Origin of the sequence: Collinsella sp. AF31-11, assembly GCF_003475605.1 — a bacterium.
Classification (GTDB): Bacteria; Actinomycetota; Coriobacteriia; order Coriobacteriales; family Coriobacteriaceae; genus Collinsella.
Map to the genome: position 1 here is coordinate 19,264 of NZ_QRQS01000002.1, position 20,050 is coordinate 39,313.

Here is a 20,050-nt window from a genome sequence, read left to right on the forward strand (position 1 = left end):
AAATTAGCTAGTCTTGAGGCGTCCAGGACCAGAAGAAGTTAATGAGGGCCACGCGCGAGGCGGCACCGGTCTTTTTGTTGATTGAGGCGATATGACGGTAGAGCGTAGAGCGCGAAAGGAAGAGCGTTGCAGCGATATCCTGAACGCTCTCGTGCGATGCGACCAAGGCCTCCAAAGTATCGCGCTCGCGCTCTGTAAGCTCAAAGGCGGCGACAAAGGCATGGAGACGTTCGTCGAGCGTGAGCTCCGGCACCTCCGCGGAAGCGGGCTCGCTCTGAGCAGACGCGCGATCCGCGCCAAGATCATCGGCAGCAAACGCCAGCTCGCCGGGCACCGCAGCGTCATCTGCCCGATGCCCAAACTGTCCCAGCAGCGAAATCGCAATGCCCACAAACAGTACGAGCACCGCACCCACCGCCAGCAGCACGTTCTGGCTCGAGATAATCGCCACCGCCGGCGCCGTCACGAGCATCGCGCAAATGTTGCTGATGACACGACCCATGCACGGCCACAGATACGACCAGTGCGCATAAACCGAAATGGCAGCAAATTTCGTCGTAAAAAACACCACGAAGAAGCCCGAACCCAGATAGAAAATCGCCATGGCCGCAAGCACATTGCCGCCATTGCCGTCGACGAGCAAGACAAAGAACGAAAGCGTGGACAACATGGCAGTGCAAGTCATGGTGATGTTCATATACGAACGACCGTGCAGGTCAAACAAGGCGCCGGCAGCTAGAGCGCTCGCCGCCATCAACAGGCGCGGCCAATCGCCCAAATCGATGGCCCCGGCGGCATGCGAGGTCGTGAGCCCTGCATTGAGGGCGGCAAACACACCGGTAAGGCAGGCGGTTGCGACCGTCAGACGCACCACGGCGCGCCGAAAAGCCGCCGTTGATTCAGAATCGTCTTGCCACTTGGCGCCAAATTCCGACGCATCCACCGAAAGCTCGGCGATATCGGACTCGCGCCCAACCTCAGGCTCACCGTGTAGCTTGGCGCGACGGACGTTGTGGAGCAGTACCACCTGCGCAACCGCACAGGCAACAAGAACAAACTGCTGCGGAATCCCCGCAGGCATCACCATATGGTTGAGCACCTGCAGCAAAACGCCCAAAGCATACGAAAGTGCCAACACGCGCCAAATACGGCGTCCGTGCAAAGCGTCGCGCAAAGTTGGCATGGGCGGTCGATCCGCAGTAGCCCAGTGTGCAGAACGTCAGCAACCCGCCGGCAATGAGCATCTCAAATTGAGCCGCCATCATCAACAGCAGCAACGCCGATGCCAGCAACACGCCCGCGATGTCGCTTGTCGTATCGATCGCACGGGGACGGCGGTAGTGCAGAAGGGGACGCACAAGAAAGCCGATTGCGCTCGCGCCGACGATGAAGCTCTCGTAGACAACGACCTCGCTCGGCGGCACAAACTCGGCAACGCGCACGTCAAAAAGATACTCGCCAGCCAAATACGTAAAATAGAACAGCGCTAGGCATATAATCTCCCGAATGCCCCGACGTAAGTATGCGGCTGTGTCTCCCATGCCTCTCATGAATCCCCCCCCCCGCCGCTCAACTGTTTGGATTTCAATTTTAATAAAGAATCAGTCCCGATAACGAAGCCAAGCTCGAAATGCCGCGAATTTGACCCCAGTAGTCCACGGCGTGCAGCGTTTTTGAGCCGTCTGTCCCAGAAGGAGCACGACGTGGACTGCTTGCTCGGCAAAGAGTGTCCCCGGCGACCAGTCGTTTAAGAACGTCCCCAATGACTACCCTAGAGCTCTCAACCCTTCATCTATGGCATTTCTTTTAGCAGGCCCGCCATATATAGGGGCAAATACAATATCGCCTTTCCATCCACCACGTTGTCCCGGTGAAGCACGACCGCCCGAGCCAATCCATAGTTTTCAACGCTCATCAGGCGATCGAGGGCAACGTGCTTTGTGCTGTACCTACCCGATTTGACCTCGATAGGCAAAACGACGGGGCTCCGCTTATCCTCGATAATAAAATCGACTTCTCCAACCTTGGCCGCGTTAAAGTAGAACAACGAAGAGTAGCCGCATGCGCGCAGTTCCTGGGCGACCGCATTCTCAAAAGCCTGCCCAAAGTTGATCGATTCCCGCTGCGCAACAATGGCCTCGACATCAGCGGGAGAAAAAGTAGAGAACAGCAGCCCCACATCGCTCAGGTAGAACTTGAAAAAACTGTCTTCCCGCGAGAGACCCAAGGGGAACATGGGCTCGCTCACCCTCTTAACCGGGATCGCAACGCCCGCATTAACAAGCCAGTCAAAATCAGGCTGCAAATCCAAAAATCGTTTCCGCTTGTCTATCCCGGTAACGAGAAAGCGCTTGTTCTCTTTATTGAGCTGCGCGGGCATGGCATCGTAGATCGTCCTGATCCGTTGAGCATGCGCGGGGGCTTCGGCGTACCGTGCGATATCTGCGCGATATGCTTCGAGAATGCCCTGCTGACGAGCGCGCATCGCCTGTGTATCATGAGTTGAGACGAACAGCTGAACGGCCTCAGGCATGCCACCCACAAGGACATACCGATAATACGTCTCGATCAACCGTTCATGAATAAACGGAGGCACTTGTTCCCGTTTGCGATAACAGGCACGAACGACATCCCATAATGATTCGTCGACTCCCAGAGCCCAGGAGAATTCCTCGAAATCCATGGGAAACATCTCGAGGATATCGATAGTACCTACCGGCAACGACCGAAAATGGAACGCCTCAATCCCGAGCATGGAGCCGGAGTAAATGACATCGAAACGATCGTCTTGCGCAAGATAACGCATCCAGGTGATGGCGTCTCCGCAACGCTGCACCTCATCAAAAAACAGAAGCGTCTTTGTATCCGAAGCGATGGGCGATGAAGCCAGTGCGGTGATTCTCACAATGAGGTCATCGAGGCTCCTTGCCTCCCCTATGAGCTCGACCGCGTCGGGTCTCTCCACGAAGTCGATTTTCAGGAAGCTTCTATAGTTGTCACGGGCGAACTGCTCGACAGCGCTTGTTTTGCCAACTTGTCGAGCACCGGTAATAAGCAGTCCCTGCCCGGTTTTAGTCTGTTTCCAGCTTTCAATTTTCTCGATTATTTTACGCTTGAGCATAACTTGCCTCCCTTTTCCTATTTTAACTGGGATAACTGCAAAATTCCAATTGAGTATTTATATATTTCAACATAATCTCAATTGGAATTGACCTCTATTGAACATTTTTAGAAAGCGTTGATCGAATTTCCGACAGCGGGTGGGGCCATAACCAACCTGTCTCTCGAGAAGAGCCCCCCACAAGGAGTGTCCCCAGGTGCCGGCAGAAAGGAACGTCCCCAAGTGCCACCCTTTGGCAAAGAGTGTCCCCGGCGACTAGTCGTTTAAGAACGTCCCCGATGACTGCCCAAAATGGGCCATGTGTCCCAGTTGTGGAGACTTCTTGAGCCGCTTGGGTATCGTGAAAGGCCGCGCACTCACCCATCATCAAAAGTGACACACGCTACCAGTTGATGGGAGGCAGCCATGGGCTTCTTTGACAAGATGTTCGAGAAGAAAGAATGCGCGATTTGCGGTACCGAGCTGGGTCTTTTGGGAAAGACCAAGATCAACGAAGGCTACCTGTGCAAAGAGTGCGCCGGCAAGCTCTCCCCCTTCTTTAGCGGCTGGCGCTCCAGCACCGCAGACGACATCCGCGAGCAGCTCGCCTACCGCGAGGCCAATGCCGAACGCCTGGCGTCGTTCAACCCCACGCGCACGCTTTCTGCCGGACGCACCAACATCATGCTCGACGAGGACGCGGGGCTGCTGATCATTACCTCGCAGAGCCGCTGGCGCGACGCCAATCCCGACATCATCGAGTTCTCGCAGGTACTCGGCTGCGACATGGACATCGACGAGCATCGCACCGAGGTCTATCGCGAAACCGAGGACGGCGAGCGCAAGAGCTACGACCCGCCGCGCTACGACCTGGATTACGACTTTAACCTGACCATCCACGTCAACACGCCGTACTTTACCGAGATCGGCCTGCGCGTGAACGACTCCACCATCGAGCAGCGCGGATCCGTTGAGTACCGCGAGGCCAAGCGCCAGGCAACCGAAGTCCGCGACGCGCTGGTGCAGCTGCGCCAGGAGACGCGCGATAGCGTCGCGGCCGCCAAGGCTCCCAAGACTGCAGTCACCTGTCCCTTCTGTGGTGCAACCACGATTCCCGATGCCAGTGGGCGCTGCGAATACTGCGGCGGCGCCATCGGCGCATAGTCCCCGGCGCAGAAAGGACCGATCATGGCCTTCGAGAGCGTCAACTATCAGTGCCCTGCGTGTGGCGGCCCCCTTCACTTTGCCAGCGCCGAGCAAAAGCTCGTCTGCGACTACTGCGATTCGCGCTTTGAAGTCGAAGAGGTCGAGGCTCTCTATCGCGAGCGCCAGGGCAAGGCGGATGCCAAAGCCGACGCTGCGGCCACGGCGTCCAAGCCCGCTGTCGACGACGCGGTACAGGAGCTTGCCCAAAACGCCGGCTATATCTGCTCGTCGTGCGGCGCCGAGCTGGTCTCGGACGGCACGGTCGCCGTTACCACCTGTCCCTACTGCGGCAACTCCGTCGTGGCACCCGGCCAGCTCTCGGGAGACTTCTCCCCCGACCTGGTGATTCCGTTTAAGCTCGAGCGCGACGACGCGCTGGCGGCGCTCAAGGAGCATTACAAGGGCAAGATCTTGCTACCCAAGAGCTTTGTCACCGGCAACCACATCGACGAGGTTCAAGGCGTCTACGTGCCGTTTTGGCTCTACGGCGCCCGCGTGGACGGCGAAGTGCGCTTTGATGCGACCAATGAGACCGTGCGCGAGGAATCCGACCGCACGGTGACGACCATCGACCACTACGACGCATACCGCAAGGGCAATATCTCGTTTGAGCGCGTGCCCGTTGATGGATCGACCAAGATGCCCGACGGCCATATGGATGCCATCGAGCCGTTTGATTACGAGGCTCTGCGTCCGTTCTCGGTCGCCTACATGCCCGGTTACATCGCCAACCGCTACGACGAGGATTGCGAGGCCTGTAAGGCGCGCGCCGAGCGCCGTATGGAAGAAAGCACGGTCTCGGCCCTGCGTGAGACTGTCGTCGACGAATATGACGACGCCACGGTTGAAAGCAAGCAGCTCGATTACACCTGGGAAGACAGTGACTACGCTCTGTTCCCCGTCTGGATGCTTTCCACCTCATGGAACGGCAAGCGCTACCTGTTTGCCATGAACGGCCAGACCGGCCGCATGGTCGGCGAGCTTCCCTGCTCCAAGCCCAAGCTCGCTGTTGCCTCGGTGCTGTTCTTTGTGATCGGATTTATCCTCTCCCAGATTCTCTTTATGGGTGAGAACGCCTTCGATCCGAATTACCTCACCTTTGACATCGAAGGCATCCTCATCAACATCATCGCGCCGCTGATCATCGTGATTATCGGAGACGTGCTACTGGTAGGCCAGCTCAAGACGGCCAACGAGGCCACCCACGCCGACGAGTACTGCGGCGAGCTCGACCTTACCGAGAAGCACGACACCTTCAGCCACACCGAGACCACCGTTGTCATGAAAGACGACAAGGACGACTAAGCAATCTAACCAATACCACCCGGCCTTTGACGAGAAAGGAAGATCACCATGGGACTCTTGAAAGCTGGATTGGGAGCTGCCGGCGGCGTCATGGCCGACCAGTGGAAGGAATTTATCTACTGCGAATCGATGCCTGCTGACGTCTTGGCCTGCAAGGGCAGCAAACGTACCGGTGGCCGCAGCTCCAACACGCGCGGCGAGGACAACGTCATCTCCAACGGCTCGGTCATCGCCGTCAACGACGGCCAGGGCATGCTCGTGGTGCAAAACGGCAAGATCATCGAAGTCGCGCTGGAGCCCGGTGAGTTCGTCTTCGATACCGGCAGCGAGCCGAGCGTCTTTAGCGGCAACCTGGGCGATTCCATCAAGGAGACCTTCGCCAATATCGGCAGCCGCTTTACCTTTGGCGGCGACGCGGGCAAGGACCAGCGCGTCTACTTCATCAACACCAAGGAGATCATCGGCAACAAGTACGGCACCGCCTCGCCCGTACCCTTCCGCGTGGTCGATAACAACATTGGCCTGGACGTCGATATCTCCGTGCGCTGCAACGGCGAGTATTCGTACCGCATCACCAACCCGCTGCTGTTCTACACCAACGTATGCGGCAACGTGACCGATAGTTACACGCGCGACAAGATCGACAGCCAGCTTAAGTCCGAGCTGCTCACCGCCTTGCAGCCCGCCTTTGCCAAGATCTCGGAGATGGGCATCCGCTACAGCGCCATCCCCGGCCACACCACCGAGCTCGCCCGCGCGCTCAACGAGGTTCTCTCTGCCGACTGGCGTGACCTGCGCGGCGTCGAGATCGTGAGCTTTGGCGTTAACTCCATCGCCGCCTCGCAAGAAGACGAGCAGATGATCAAGGATCTGCAGAAGGCAGCGGTCATGCGCGACCCCACCATGGCGGCCGCCAACATCGCCAGCGCCCAGAGCGACGCGATGCGTGCCGCGGCGGCCAACCCCAACGGCGCGATGGCAGGCTTTATGGGCATGGGCATGGCAGGTGGCATGGGCGGCATGAACGCCAGCCAGCTGTTCGCCGCCGGCCAGGCGCAGCAGCAGGCCGCCCCGCAGCCGGCTCCGGCACCCGCTCCCGCACCGGCTCCCGCCGCACCTGCGGCCGGCACGTGGACCTGCAGCTGCGGCGCCACCAACACCGGCAAGTTCTGCTCCGAGTGCGGCAGTCCCGCACCCGCCCCGGCGCCGGCCAAGTGGTTCTGCCCCAACTGCGGTAGCGAAAACGGCGGCAAGTTCTGCAGCAACTGCGGAACGCCTAGGCCCTAACCCCTTTATCTGGTAATTGGCGGGGGATCCGCCACCCCCGCATTTGCTTCTATGGGTTTTCACACAAGAAGGAGGACACCATGAAGACAACGTTCAAAAAGTCCGCACTCGCATTTCTGACATGCGTCTTGGCGCTCGCCTTTGCCCTCACGGGCTGCGGCGGCGGCAAAGACCCCAAGGCCAACTTTGTCGGCAGCTGGAAGCTCTCGGGTGGAACCACGGAGGGCGAAGAGCTGACCGATGAGTATATGGATATGTTCGAGGAATGGGGCATCAGCTGCATCTTGGTCCTGGACGAAGACGGCACGGGCAGCCTCGATTTGTTCTCCGAAGTTTCCGACCTAAAGTGGGAGGCCAAGGACGCTACCACCGCGAGTATCACCGTCGACAAGGAGACGACCGACGTGAAGCTCGAGGACGGCAAGCTTGTCCTTGAGGACGGCGAGGACAAGCTCATCTTTAGCAAGTCCGATAAGGACCTGTCCGGTACCGTGAAGAAGGATCGCGAGGCCGCCGAGAAGGAAGAGGAAGTCGAGGAGGCCGTCGAAGACGGCGATGTCCAGAGCGTCGAAATCTCCCCCGCCGTCACTGTCGCCGATGACGACCTGTGCACCATCACCATCACCGAGAAGTTCCAGGACGACTGGGGCGACATCGGCTTTGTCGTCAACATCGTCAACAAGAGCGACAAGGACCTGACCTTCTACGCCCCCACCGGCAAGACAAACGTCAACGGCACCATGAAGGAAGCCTGGTTCTCGGCCCACCTGATGCCCGGCACCAACGCCACCGAAGAGTTCACCTTCTCGAAGGGCACGCTTGACAGCTTCGACAGCCTAGTCAACACGACCATCGGCATCGACGCCTACCTGACCGATTCCTACGAGGATGTCGCTTCCTACAGCGCAACCATCGCGTAGCGACAGACATCAACAGCCGCGGATTGGCGGACAAACCCGCGCGCGTACCAGACGGGGCCGCAGGAAATGATTCTGCGGCCCCGTCGCTTTGCGTCGCAACGCTCTGCCCACGCAAACAGGCCGCCCGCCGATTCCAGGTGCGATGCGGCGGGCGGCCTGCTTTTTAGCGTCGAAGCGCGGTCGAGAGCATCGATTACGGACGCTCCATATTGGGGACGATGCTGCCCTCGGTCACCGCATGCACGGCCAGGCGCATGATATTGTCGTAGCCGGTCTTGCTCAGAATCTCCGAGATGCGGCGCTTGACGGTGCCCTCGCTCATAAACAGCTCGGCCGCGATCTCGCGACGACTCTTGCCCTCGCAGGCAAGGCGCAAAATCGACAGCTCAACATCATCGAGGGCCGCCGTGCCCGAGAAAATGCTCTCGGGCGGTTTGGGAAACGTGCAGTAGCCCGCCAGCGTGGAGCGCATCACGCCAAACAGCTCGTCGATACCGACATTCTTGTACACAAAGCTATCGACGCCCGCCTCGCGCGCCTGATCGACAAAGGTGATCTCGGGCATACCCGTCATAATGATGATACGGCACTCGGGCAGTTCCTCTTTAATACGCGCTGCCGCCACGATGCCATTGGAATCGTGCTCGGTGCACACGTCCATCAGTATCATGTCCGGGCGCTCCTTGAGCACGACATCGAGGGCTTCGGAAGCATCGGCTATCGCGGCGACAACGGTCATATCGGACTGGTCGCCAACGGAGCGTGCGAGACCCTCGCGCAAGATGGCCTGGTCTTCGACGATGAGCACGCGGATCATGAGCTTCTCCTTTGGACCGCGGCGTTGGAGTGCAGCGGAATGGATACCGCAAGCGTAAAGGGCGGGGCGGGGCGGACTTCCAAGCTGCCGCCCAGATCTTGCGCGACACGCCTCATACCTGGGATACCCGTTCCTTCGCGATACGATACGGGGGCTGGGGACCCGTCGTTAGAAATAGTCATGTGCGCGACGGCACCAGCATCCGTCCCCTCCTGCCACAGGCGCACGTGGACCTGATGTGCCTGCGCATGCTTGGTAGCATTGGTCGAGGCTTCGCGGATAATCTGCAAGAATGCTGCGGCGACACGTGCATCCTGGGGCAGTGCACCCTCGACATCGATCTGCACGCTCACCAGGCCGAAGGCGTGGACGATATCGCCCAGCTGCTCCGAAGGCTCGCCGGCACCGCCACGGCGCAGATCGGCGGCGATTGAGCGCAGCAACGGGTCAATCTGCTCGAGCGACTCGTCGTCCAAACGCCCCTCCTCCAGATAGCGATGGAGGATAGACAGGCGCTGGCCGATCACATCGTGAACGCGGGCACGCATGCGCAGATAAGCCGCGTTGTCGGCAACTTTTTTGACTTCTTCGATCTGAGCCTGGAGCTCTTTGCCCGCAAGCTCAAGCAGGTGGTTGGCCTGCGCCAGGCGGTCATGCGCATGCGCATACTCTGTCACATCCAGACCGATTATGCGCTCGAACGAACGGCCCGAGACCATAACGTCATCGCACACAAACAGGCGAATCTCGGCGGGAGAAACCTCGACCACAACGCGCGCCTCACCAAAGCGGTCTAAATTGATGCGCACGCGGCTCTGGCTGCTTTCGGGCATTTGCATACTGAGTTTGCGCAGGTCGTTCCATGTACCGCTCATATCGCCTAGGTCGGTGGGCATATGAAGCTCCACCAGGTTTTTGCGCATGCAGCGGTTCATGAGCAGCGGATGGCCCCTCGGGTCTAAATACAGAATGCCCACGGGAATCACGTTGATGGTTTCAATCGTCGAGAACGCGGTGATGTCCTCCTGGCGGTTACGGACGTCCATCAAAAGCGCTGCGATGGAGCGGAACAGGAAGAACGCTCCCTCTGCGATAAGGACAACGGCCCACGCCGAGCCCATGGCAAAAACCACCGGCGGTGTAACGGCGACAACAAGCAGCAGCTCGGCCAGCATGACAGGGCGACGATAGTGCACCATAAGGACCACGCCATAGGCAAAGATCGCGGCATTGAGCCACAGCACTCCGCCCATTGCCCTGGCGCAAACATCAAGCGGCGCCACCAGATACGAGCCAGACGACGCGAATAAGATGAGCGCCGAAATCATCAGGTGAAGCACAAGGCTCGCCTCGTAGGCGCAAATCACCTTACGGTTATAGGACGAGCGGCGCGACGCGATGAGCGGGACGTGGATCGTCTGCAGACACGCAGCCAGGGCAAAGACAACGTCGAGCGCAACAATCTGAGGAAGGATAAGCGGAATCTGCATGGTCACTCACCCGTCCGCGGCATCAAGACGATCATGCGCAGCTGGCCGGGCTCGCCCTCAAGGCGGTATGCCACGTTGCGCCCTTGCAGAGCGCTTTCGAGCTCTTGTGCAGCGGGCGTCTGCGAAAGATCTTCATCATCGTTGGAAAAAAGCGTGGCGCGCAGCTCGACACTGCACCGGTCATGGTCGCCCAAGTGATACATAAGCGCCGGATGGTCGGTGGTGTAGGCAAAAAACGCAAAGTCATACACGCAGTCGTACAGGGCGCTTACCGTACTGGCGTGCAGTGGGCGGCGTATGGCGACAATCGAGGCGCAGTCGACATCGATGGTGCGCAGATCGCTTGCGAGCTCGTTGGCAATCAGCTGAATACGGTCGCGGTCAAAGCCGCTCTCCTCGTGTTGCGCCAACGTGAGCGACCCTTTGCGCTTGCAATAGGCAACGAGCATTTTGGCGCACTGCAGCATGCGGTAACGCTCATGCGAGGATGCCTCGTCGGTAAGCGGAGGCAGCGAGCTCAGCAGGCTGTACATCTCATCGAGCGCGCGGGCAAGCGCCCGGTCCACATCTTGAACCAGCAGCGCCTCGGCCTCCTGGTCTGCCAAATGCGCCTTAAGGTCATAGTCGGCCGCGAGCAGTTCGTTTTGACGTTGCAGCTCCATACGCCGATACGCCAGCTCGCGATTGAGCTCGTTGAGTTCCGAGACCTCCTGGGCAAGGAGAGCCGACCCGCCCAGCAGCGGAAAAGCTCGATACATCACATCGGGGGCAGACGCCACGGTAAAGGCGTGGGCACGCCCGTACTCCTGCGCACGAAGCTCTTCGCGCACATCTGGCGTGATTGGTCCCGACATCGGCGTGGCATATGCCACCTGCAAGTCGCGCGTCAGAACCTTGAGATCGAGCGGCAGGGTATCGAAGATGCCGGCGATATCGTGATACGACGGGATAACGCCACAATCGAGGCAAATCTCGAGTGTTACCACGCACAGCACGCAATAGACCAGCGAAAAGTTGAGTTTCCACGCCCAGGGCACACGCAGGGCATACGAAGCGGCAAAGAACGCGCCGCCCAGCAACACGAGTGCTGCCGTGCCTGAAAAGCGCTGGATTCTATAAGACGAGGACCGTCCCACCAGGACAAAAAAGGCAACGACGTTGAAAGCCGTCCACGCCAGAAAGACAAAGTAACCCCAGCCATACGTGTAGTCGTTGCTCCAGGTTTCGCTTGCGCGGTCAAAGTGGAATATCTGCCGGTGCGCATCGTTGGTTAGCACAAACGCGATAAGCAGGGCTGCCGCAATCCACAAGGCCGTGCGGTAGCGGCGGCCCGCGCGATGTTGCTCCACGCCCACGAGGCGCATGCCGCATAGCTGAAAGAGCAGCGGGATGAGCGTCATGGGCACGTAGTACAGGTACCAAAGCAGCGTGGCGTAAGTTGGCGTGAATGAGTTGTACTTAAAGATGACCTCGATCATCCACAGGGGGCAGATGGCAGCGATAGCAACAAGGCGGCGGCGCAACATATAGTCCAGGCAGCGCAGGTAAGCGAGAACGCCCCAGATTGAAAACGTGACTGCGGCGACAAGTAGCGGAAAGGAGCTCGTATGGGCGAGCTCGTCCGCGACCTCTTTGGACACCTCACCATAGACGGGCACGGTGTTGGAAAGCTTGGGGTCCGAGGCGAACAGCGCCGGCAAGACCACTAAAAGCATAAGGAACAACGCGGTGATGGCGCCGGCGATAGCAAAGACGCGACGGCGGTATACACGATGCGATATGCCAACAAGGAATCGCGGCATGGCAAAGAGCTTGCCGCCCCTGGGATCCGCCGCGGGTGCGGATCGGGCGGCCGCGTGACCGATATGTCGCTCGCGGGTACCCATAGTGCCTTTAGTGTACCGACAGATGGGCCCAAAAATCGGGCCGCATGTCCCAAAATCCGCAGACGGCAAGGCGCGCAAGGAGTGTCCCTGACGACTGGTCGTTTAAGAACGTCCCCAATGACTACCTCTCAGGAGTGTCCCCAGGTGCCGACAGAAAAGGAACGTCCCCAAGTGCCAACTCAAACAGTACATGTTTAATCTGTTTCGTTAATTGAAATGCGTAAATATGGTTAACCAAAGAATTGATATTTGGTTAATTGGTAACTGTAAATTCGGTTAAACGCGCTGGTAAACAATGGTGATAATTAGGCAAGTAGTCATTGGGGACGTTCTTAAACGACCAGTCAAACAAGAACGTCCCCCAATGACTAATCGACAGCGAGGGTCTCCTCTAGGTATTCCTTAAAATACGGAAGGTCAAAGCCAACCCTTCCTCGGCCGCGCTCACCAATAATCCCTTGCTCAATCAGGCGAGCGCGGTATTGCGACGCATAATTGCTCTTTACGCCCATTCGCTCTGCAACGTCCGCAATCTTGCTCTCGCCCCCGTCTGCAAGCATTGCCTCCAAGAACGCTTTATCGCCTTCGGACAGTTCGTAATACGTCGGCGCCAACACGCGCTGCTCCATGTCAGAACGCGCAAGCGCAATGCCCCTTGCAGCATCTTGGGCGGTTATCTCTTCTGCCTGAGGCCGTATATCCCAAGAGCGGAAACCGACGAGCTGCATAAGAAACGGAAAACCGCCGATGGCATCTACCATCTTCTGAAGGCCGTCAGCACTCACGCGCCTGCCACCGCCCTCGATGGTCTCCTTCAATGCAACGGCAATTTCCTTGTCGCTAATATTCCCCAAGTGGTGCTGAACTGATCGACGCAAAAATGAAACGGACTGGTTGCGCAGCAGCATTGACACCTGATGCGGCAGCCCCGCCATCAGCACTCCCACACGTCGGCCTTCGCGCACAAACATCTGGTACGTAGAGGCAAAACTAATCATTTCATCGAACGAAGCCGACACCTCATCGATCGTGAACAGCAAACCGATGTCATATTTGTCCAAAGCTTTTATAAGGCGAGTCATCCGCGTGCGCCAGTTTGCCGAAGGTGCCTGCTCCGGCTCCCATTCCACGCTAAATAGCTGGCCCACACTCAAACCTCTGAGCCTAGGATTTAAGCCGCTATCGATATATTCAGCCGCAACTTCACGCGTTTGCTCGTAAATGTCTTCCAGCATTCCAGGAGCAGCAGCCACGCCAACCGAAATCCAACCATGCCTTTGCGCCTCGGAGCTAAGGTATGAGAGCAGGGCCGTTTTACCTGTTCCTCGTGCGCCAACATAGATTGTTGCCAAGTTGGGATCGCCGGGGCCGCGGTCGAGCGCTCGCACAACATCATTAATAAGATACGTGCGGCCGGCCATAATTGGCGGGACGATGCCAAATGTCGGCGTAAACGGATTAATGGGCACATCCATGGAACACTCCCCCGTCAGCTCTATCCTGCTTTCACTAATTTTGCAAGTTTTAACTTCTTTTGCAAGCTTTAACTTCTTTTGCTTTCTTTCACTTCTTTTAACAAAGCGCCCGGCGGGCATAAGCTGCTCGCCGGGCGCCTTGGTTAGGAAGCTATAAAGCATGCCTTTCGAAATGCGGCGGTCAGGTCCACCTCCTAAGGGCCTGAGGTGCTCAAGATTGGGGGCGACAAGCCCGACGAAGCGTACTTAGGTACGCGAGGAGGGTTGGAGCCCCAAGGTTGAGTGCCTCAGTGCCCTTAGGCCAGGTCTTCGCCGTTGGTGGCGATAACCTTCTTATACCAATCAAAGCTCTTCTTCTTGGAGCGCTTGAGGGTGCCGTTGCCCGCGTCGTCGCGGTCGACGTAGATAAAGCCGTAGCGCTTGGACATCTCGCCGGTGCCGGCAGAGACGAGGTCGATCGGGCCCCAGGTGGTGTAGCCCAAAAGGTCCACGCCGTCCTCGGTCACGGCATCGCGCATGGCGGCGATATGCTGGCGCAGGTAGTCGATACGGTAGTCGTCGTTGATGGAGCCATCCTCCTCGACAACATCCTTGGCGCCCAGACCGTTCTCAACCACAAACAGCGGCTTCTGATAGCGGTCGTACAGGTCGTTGAGGGTGATGCGGAAGCCCAGCGGATCGATAGCCCAGCCCCACTGGCTCTCCTGCAGATAGGGGTTCTTGGCGCCGGCGAAGGCGTTGCCCTGGGTCTTCTCGACATCGGGGTTGTCGGCACCGGCAGAGCAGCGGGTGCTGTAGTAGCTAAAGCTGATGAAGTCGACGGTGTTGGCGGCCAGGATCTCGCGATCCTCATCAGTCATTCCGACGTCGATGCCCAAGCGCTCGAGCTTCTTGAGCGCATAGGCCGGGTAGTAGCCGCGGCTCTGGACGTCGACAAAGAAGTAGTTGTTCTGGTTGTCGAGCTGCGCCTGACGCACGTCGCCCGGACGGCAGCTGTAGGGATAGTAGGTGCCCGCGGCGAGCATGCAGCCGATCTTGACCTCGGGGTCGATCTCGTGGGCAATCTTGGTTGCCCAAGCGCTGGCGACGAGCTCGTTGTGGGCGGCCAGGTACTCGACGGCTTCCTTGTTCTCGCCCTCCTCAAAGACCAGGCCGGCACCCATAAACGGCAGGTGCAAGATCATGTTGATCTCGTTGAAGGTGAGCCAGTACTTCACCAGGCCCTTGTAGCGGGTGAAGATCGTGGTCGCGAGGTTCTTGTAGAAGTCGATGAGCTTGCGGTTGCGCCAGCCGCCGTACTCCTTGATGAGGTGGACGGGGCAATCGAAGTGCGTGATGGTCACGAGCGGCTCGATGCCGTGCGCTTGGCACTCGCGGAACACGTCCTCGTAGAAGGCCAGGCCGGCCTCGTTGGGCTCGGCCTCGTCACCGTTGGGGAAGATACGGGTCCAGGCCAGGCTCATGCGGAAGGTCTTAAAGCCCATCTCGGCAAAGAGGGCAATGTCCTCCTTGTAGTGGTGGTAGAAATCGATGCCGGTCTGCGCGGGGTAGTAATAGCCGTCCTCGAAGTCGAGCATTTTGCGCTGGCCGGAGACCACCGCATAGCGCTCGGGGCCGTGCGGGGCCACGTCCACGTTGGCCAGGCCGCGCCCGTCCACGTCGTAGGCACCCTCGCACTGGTTGGCAGCCGTCGCGCCGCCCCACAGGAAGTCTTTACGGAAAGCCATACATCGATCCTTTCACACGCTGTTTGTCGTGGCTTCAGTATCCCCGCAAGCAGCGCGCTACTCAACGGCAGCGGCGCAGGCCGACACTTCTTTTCGCACACGGCGGCCCGGCAGCCGCCCCGCCTGACACTTCTTGATACCCGCCAGCCCCAACCACCACAAAGGGGACAGGCACCTTTGTGGTGGTTGGGGAAAGCCCCTAGTCGCAGGTGATGTCGAGGTTCTTGCCGACGAGGCCCACGTAGCCGCCTTCGGGTGACAGACCATTTGACTGAATAGGAAAGAAAGGAAAAAATAGGAAAAAAAGGAAAGGAGACTTATGACTGAACCCATCTTCTCCCCCTCATTTGGAAATCGCCCCTCTTATCTAGTCGGGCGCGAAACGGTAATTTCGACATTCATATCCGGCCTTGAGCAGGAGCCGGGCAATCGCGACCGAGCCATGCTCGTGCTTGGTCAGCGAGGCAGTGGCAAGACAGTTCTTCTGTGGGAACTTGCCGATCGCGCACGCAAGCTCGGCTTCGTTGTCGCCACGCCTACCGTGGCCTCCGAGGATATGCTCGAGCGCATTGTTGAAAAAATCCAAGAGGCAGGCGAGCCCTATGCCAACAAACGCCATCTTCCTAAACTCACGAGCGGCAGCCTGAGCGTCTTCGGCTTCTCAGCCGGTCTTGAGTTCACACGAGACGTGCAGGAGACCAAGAGCTTTCAGTTTAAACTCACGCAGCTTGCGCGCAAACTGACCGAGCAGGGCCATGGCATCCTCATCCTTATCGATGAGCTCCAGGCAAATTCACCCGAGATTAGGCAGCTCGTCACCGCCTATCAAGAGCTGGTCGGCGAACGACTCAACGTCGCGCTCGTCATGGCGGGCCTTCCGGGAGCCGTCTGCGCAACACTCAATGACCGCGTGCTGACATTTCTCAACCGCGCTCGCAAGGTCACGCTCGATCCGCTTTCAGTCGGAGATGTCGACGCCTATTATCAGCGGGCTTTTGAGGAGCTCGGCCTTGATATTCCAAGCGACCTTCGCCTCCGCGCCGCTCACGCGACCCAAGGTTCGCCCTATATGCTGCAACTTATTGGCTATAACATCGCCACTCGCTGCAAGGTCGGAGAGCGCGTAGCACAAGAGCAAATCGACGGAGCCATCGAAGCGTCCAAGGTCGATTTCGAAAATGATGTTTGTGAAACGACGCTTGCCGCGCTATCTGATCAAGACGTCGCGTTTCTCGCTGCGATGACCGACGACAAAGACGGCGCGTCGCGCATCTCCGATATTGCCGAGCGAATGTCGGTCACACCCGACTATGCGCAAAAGTATCGCCGGCGCCTTATTGACGCCGGCGTGATCGAACAGGCTCGCCGCGGCTACGTGCGCTTCGCCGTTCCATACATGGCTGACTACCTACGCAGCCAGCTCTAAACAGCCACCACAAAGGGGACAGGCACCTTTGTGGTGGTTTGGGCCCGTTTTATCTCAATCTGTAACAGGTAGACCGTCAAAATCGGGTTTGGTGTTACAAATCGAGATTTTCGGGCGGCCTTCTACGGTATGTCTCAATCTGTAACAGGTAGTAACGATTTAGCCCGCTAGATGTTACAGATCGAGACGGAAGATTCTAGTCCACGTTGATGTCGAGGTTTTTGCCGATGAGGCCCACGTAGCCGCCTTCGGCTGCCTTGGGGCTGTCGGCGTGGCAGAGGACCCACTTGTCGGCCTTCCAGTAGCAGTAGCTGTCGCCGACCGCGGGCATGTCGGCTGCGGCCTCGGGGCGCGGACCATTGGTGCCGGCGGGCAACGCAACCATTACCTGGAAGCCGCCGTCGTCGACCATGCACGGCGTGTAGTGGAGCGTGGTGTTGAAGACTTCGACGACCGTACCCGCCGGCACGCGGAACGCCTTGACGCACGCGGTGTCGAGCTTGCCGCCCTCAATCTCCCAGCGATGCGCCACGAGCAGGATAAAGTCGCGGGCGCCCAGGTTAAACTCGCTGGCGCGGTGATACTCCAGGCAGTTGAGCTGCGTGTTGTGGCCATTGCACCAGCCCAGCTGGAAGGGTCGGCCGCCAAACATGAGAAAGCCCAGCTTATCGGCATCCTTGACGCCCTCGAGCTCCGGCGCGCTTGCTACGTACTTGCTGCCCTCGGGGATGGGCGTGGCAGAGAGCGCCTCGAGCACGGGCGACGTGAGCACGGACGGAACGTCATCCCAAACGTTGCCATAGGATTTGAACTCGGGATCGTTGACAGAGTAGATATGCATGTTCACTCCTGTTCGTAAATGTGACTATACGAACATTCTAGAACAAACATGAGCGATTTTGAACGCTCGTCCCGACCACTCAACAAAAAGGCGCCCCCGCATAAGCGAAGGCGCCCAATGCGCGCGTTTTGGGCGATAAAGCCCTTACGCCTGCTGATAGTGCAGGTGCTTCTCGTCGATATCGGCCAGGTCGCGGTCGAGATAACGGCGCGCAAGCCAGCTGGCCATGGGGAGGTTCTGGTCCAGGTAGTTGCCGCACTCCTCGGGAGCAGCGCCGGGGATATCGCCCCCAAAGCCAGCAACAAACTCGAACAGCTCACGCACGAGCGGCAGGATCTCCTCGCTCGTCACTTCGCCAAATACGACGAGGTAAAAGCCCGTGCGGCAGCCCATGGGGCCAAAGTAGACAATGCGGCTCGACCACTCGGCATGGTTACGAAGAAACGTCGCGCCCAGGTGCTCGATGGTATGGCACTCGGCCGTGTTCATGACCGGCTCTTTGTTGGGCGTGGTCAAGCGCAGGTCAAAGGTAGTGACGGCAGCGCCGGTCGCCGGATCGCGGTCGATGCGGCTCACATATACGCCGGGCTCAAGCAGCAGATGGTCAACGGAAAAACTTGCGATGCGCTCCATGGCAGTTCCTCTCGATAGTCAATTTGGGACGGGCCTCTTTTAGCTGGTTCGAATGGTCGCACCAATCATACCAGTCAAAAAAGCCCCGTCCCAAATAAGCTGCCCGGGACGAGCGAGCTCATCGAGCATGAGACGGCAGTCCGGAAGGAATCCAAGCGCGCAAGGCTGTTCAGGAAGGCGAAATTCCCCTGCGTGAAGTCGTTCGAAGGGCACGACTTCACGCAGGCAGCCTTTCCCGACAGCTATGGCGCGAACCACCCGAAAACGCTGTCGTTCGTCGAGGCAGCGCAGGGCCTCACGTTCCATGGGCAGACGGGCCGAAGGGAAACCCACCTCGCGATAGCCGTCGGCCACGCATGCGTGATAGAAGGCAAGACGCGCGCCCCACTCGAGAGAGCGAGGCGCGGACTATTTCAGGCTGCATCAATCATGGAGTTTCCCTCTAAAGGAGCAAGGGCTCAATGCTACTTGGCGTTTGCCTGATCGAGTTCCTTCTTGCTATAGCCGAAGAGATACGTGCACACAGCTGCGACGACCAGGGAAATGAGGCTCGCGATAATACCCTGGATGAAATTGGCGTTGGTGCCGCCCACATAGCTCAGGACGGACAGGAAGTTCGCAGAGGTGATGACGTACTGGGTGAGATTGGCGATACCAGCATACGCACCGCCGACAAAGCTACCGACCATCAAGGCGCCGAAACAGCGCACGTGAGACAGGCAGATGCCATAGAGCACAGGCTCGGTAACGCCGCCCAAGATACCGGATACGAAGGCGCCGAAGGCGTTGCCGCGCTCCGCCTTACCTTTGAGTCGAAGAGCCGCACCGAGGGCGACGCCGAAGCATGCCCACGTGGCGAAGCTACCCGCGAGCATGACACCGGTCATCTCGCCAGTCTCGAAGAACGAGGCCATCATGGGCATCATAAGGGCCAGATGCATACCGCTCATGACGAGGAACTCCCAAAGGGCGGCGATCACGCCGACACCGAAGAATCCGGTATTCATACCGAACCAGGCAAGGCCGCCGCTGATGGCGTTGCCCACAATCGTACCGAAGGGGGCGAGCAGGCACAGGATGAACGGCGAGGTGACAAGGAGGCTCAAAATGGGCGTGAACACGGTTGAGAGCATGTCGGGCATGTGCTTACCGACAAACTTATAAACAACAGCGAACAGCGGAACGGACATCATGATGGGCAGGACAGTCTGGGCATAGGCGGCAGACGTGTTGCAGGGGATGCCGAAGACGGTAAACGCCTTACCCTCGGCGATGATTGCGGCGAAATCCGACGACATGAGGATGCAGCCGATAAATCCGCCGAGCATACCGTTGATGCCAAGTTGCTTCGCCGCGTTGACGCCCGCGAGGATAGGCATGAAGTACAGGGCGGCATCGTAGATGAAGTCGAAGAGCACGTAGATGTCGCTCTCCGCGGGGTACAGGCCCAGGAGCTGCGGACCGCACAGGGCATTGATCGCATTTGCGAGACCGCCCGTGAGCAGCACCGGGATCATCGGGGTCATGCAGCCCGCCATGTAACCGACGACGTTCTTCAGGATCTGCATGGGCGTAAGCTTCTTCTTGCCGACAAGCTCGACGTCGGCGGCGGCAGCCTCGGCGTCCTCAACCGCCTCGAGCTCGTTGACGTTGGCAAGTGAGCAGAACTCCGCGTACACCCTGGGCACGTTCGTCCCCACGATGATCTGATACTGCTGACCGCCGTGGACAATGCCCATCACGCCGTCAACGGCCTTGACTTCGTCATCGTCGATGCTGGACTCGTCCTTGAGCACAAGGCGGAGCCTCGTCATGCAGTGGGTCGCCGAAGTCACGTTCTTCGGGCCGCCCACCGCCTTGAGGATATCCTCGGCGATACGCTTGTTATCTGCCATGGTACTTCCTTTCCCGTTTCTTTCTATCCCCCATCGGCGACT

At 58.6% G+C, this 20,050-nt stretch carries 16 protein-coding genes; 6 read left to right on the forward strand and 10 right to left on the reverse strand.

The window, feature by feature from the left end; translation table 11 throughout:
- Nucleotides 1-7: 7 nt before the first annotated feature.
- Nucleotides 8-1,135 carry a helix-turn-helix domain-containing protein gene (locus DWZ22_RS01215; RefSeq protein WP_158573281.1) on the reverse strand — a complete coding sequence of 376 codons (1,128 nt, stop codon included), beginning with the start codon at nt 1,133-1,135 and terminating at the stop codon, nt 8-10.
- 657 nt (nt 1,136-1,792) lie between these two features.
- Nucleotides 1,793-3,121: an ATP-binding protein gene (locus tag DWZ22_RS01220; RefSeq protein WP_117735655.1), complete on the reverse strand. Its 1,329-nt coding sequence runs from the start codon at nt 3,119-3,121 to the stop codon at nt 1,793-1,795.
- Nucleotides 3,122-3,526: 405 nt separating this feature from the next.
- On the opposite strand from DWZ22_RS01220, the gene DWZ22_RS01225 reads away from it, so the two are divergent.
- From DWZ22_RS01225 to DWZ22_RS01240, 4 genes are all read left to right on the forward strand, one after another.
- On the forward strand, nt 3,527-4,264 hold the full coding sequence (locus DWZ22_RS01225; protein ID WP_118405234.1) for a DUF4428 domain-containing protein: 738 nt from the start codon (nt 3,527-3,529) through the stop codon (nt 4,262-4,264).
- A gap of 24 nt (nt 4,265-4,288) precedes the next feature.
- The gene (locus DWZ22_RS01230) at nt 4,289-5,611 is read left to right on the forward strand and encodes a hypothetical protein (protein ID WP_118405235.1); all 1,323 of its coding nucleotides are present in this window, start codon (nt 4,289-4,291) and stop codon (nt 5,609-5,611) included.
- A 48-nt stretch (nt 5,612-5,659) separates the two neighbouring features.
- Nucleotides 5,660-6,898 carry an SPFH domain-containing protein gene (locus DWZ22_RS01235; protein WP_118405236.1) on the forward strand — a complete coding sequence of 413 codons (1,239 nt, stop codon included), beginning with the start codon at nt 5,660-5,662 and terminating at the stop codon, nt 6,896-6,898.
- An 80-nt stretch (nt 6,899-6,978) separates the two neighbouring features.
- Complete coding sequence (locus DWZ22_RS01240) at nt 6,979-7,818, forward strand: hypothetical protein (RefSeq protein ID WP_118405237.1); 840 nt, start codon at nt 6,979-6,981, stop codon at nt 7,816-7,818.
- 193 nt (nt 7,819-8,011) lie between these two features.
- Here DWZ22_RS01240 and DWZ22_RS01245 read toward each other — a convergent pair whose 3' ends face one another.
- The 5 genes from DWZ22_RS01245 to DWZ22_RS01265 all read right to left on the reverse strand — a co-directional run bounded on the left by DWZ22_RS01245 (nt 8,012) and on the right by DWZ22_RS01265 (nt 15,213).
- Complete coding sequence (locus DWZ22_RS01245) at nt 8,012-8,635, reverse strand: response regulator transcription factor (protein ID WP_118405238.1); 624 nt, start codon at nt 8,633-8,635, stop codon at nt 8,012-8,014.
- Nucleotides 8,632-10,125 (reverse strand): sensor histidine kinase, encoded by a 1,494-nt coding sequence (locus tag DWZ22_RS01250; RefSeq protein ID WP_118405239.1) that lies wholly within the window; start codon nt 10,123-10,125, stop codon nt 8,632-8,634. The genes DWZ22_RS01245 and DWZ22_RS01250 overlap by 4 nt, the downstream gene beginning before the upstream one ends.
- Nucleotides 10,126-10,127: 2 nt before the next feature.
- Complete coding sequence (locus tag DWZ22_RS01255; RefSeq protein WP_118405240.1) at nt 10,128-12,011, reverse strand: histidine kinase N-terminal 7TM domain-containing protein; 1,884 nt, start codon at nt 12,009-12,011, stop codon at nt 10,128-10,130.
- A gap of 368 nt (nt 12,012-12,379) precedes the next feature.
- On the reverse strand, nt 12,380-13,648 hold the full coding sequence (locus DWZ22_RS01260; RefSeq protein WP_233546419.1) for an ATP-binding protein: 1,269 nt from the start codon (nt 13,646-13,648) through the stop codon (nt 12,380-12,382).
- Between the two features lie 134 nt (nt 13,649-13,782).
- Nucleotides 13,783-15,213, reverse strand: a complete 1,431-nt coding sequence (locus tag DWZ22_RS01265) for a 6-phospho-beta-glucosidase (protein ID WP_118405241.1) — start codon at nt 15,211-15,213, stop codon at nt 13,783-13,785.
- Between the two features lie 319 nt (nt 15,214-15,532).
- Here DWZ22_RS01265 and DWZ22_RS01270 point away from each other — a divergent pair, with 319 nt between their 5' ends.
- Nucleotides 15,533-16,639: an AAA family ATPase gene (locus tag DWZ22_RS01270; RefSeq protein WP_118405242.1), complete on the forward strand. Its 1,107-nt coding sequence runs from the start codon at nt 15,533-15,535 to the stop codon at nt 16,637-16,639.
- Nucleotides 16,640-16,835: 196 nt separating this feature from the next.
- Here the strand turns inward: DWZ22_RS01270 and DWZ22_RS01275 are convergent, their stop codons facing one another.
- Entirely contained in the window at nt 16,836-17,480 is a 645-nt protein-coding gene (locus DWZ22_RS01275; RefSeq protein WP_118405243.1) for a DUF4867 family protein, read from the reverse strand.
- A 144-nt stretch (nt 17,481-17,624) separates the two neighbouring features.
- Nucleotides 17,625-18,113 (reverse strand): S-ribosylhomocysteine lyase, encoded by a 489-nt coding sequence (locus DWZ22_RS01280; RefSeq protein ID WP_118405244.1) that lies wholly within the window; start codon nt 18,111-18,113, stop codon nt 17,625-17,627.
- A gap of 120 nt (nt 18,114-18,233) precedes the next feature.
- Between DWZ22_RS01280 and DWZ22_RS10640 the strand changes: the two genes are divergently transcribed.
- The gene (locus DWZ22_RS10640) at nt 18,234-18,596 is read left to right on the forward strand and encodes an ATP-binding protein (protein ID WP_369833787.1); all 363 of its coding nucleotides are present in this window, start codon (nt 18,234-18,236) and stop codon (nt 18,594-18,596) included.
- Here the strand turns inward: DWZ22_RS10640 and DWZ22_RS01290 are convergent.
- Nucleotides 18,578-20,008 carry a PTS transporter subunit EIIC gene (locus DWZ22_RS01290; protein ID WP_118405246.1) on the reverse strand — a complete coding sequence of 477 codons (1,431 nt, stop codon included), beginning with the start codon at nt 20,006-20,008 and terminating at the stop codon, nt 18,578-18,580. The two genes, DWZ22_RS10640 and DWZ22_RS01290, sit on opposite strands and share 19 nt — an antisense overlap.
- Nucleotides 20,009-20,050 lie beyond the last annotated feature (42 nt).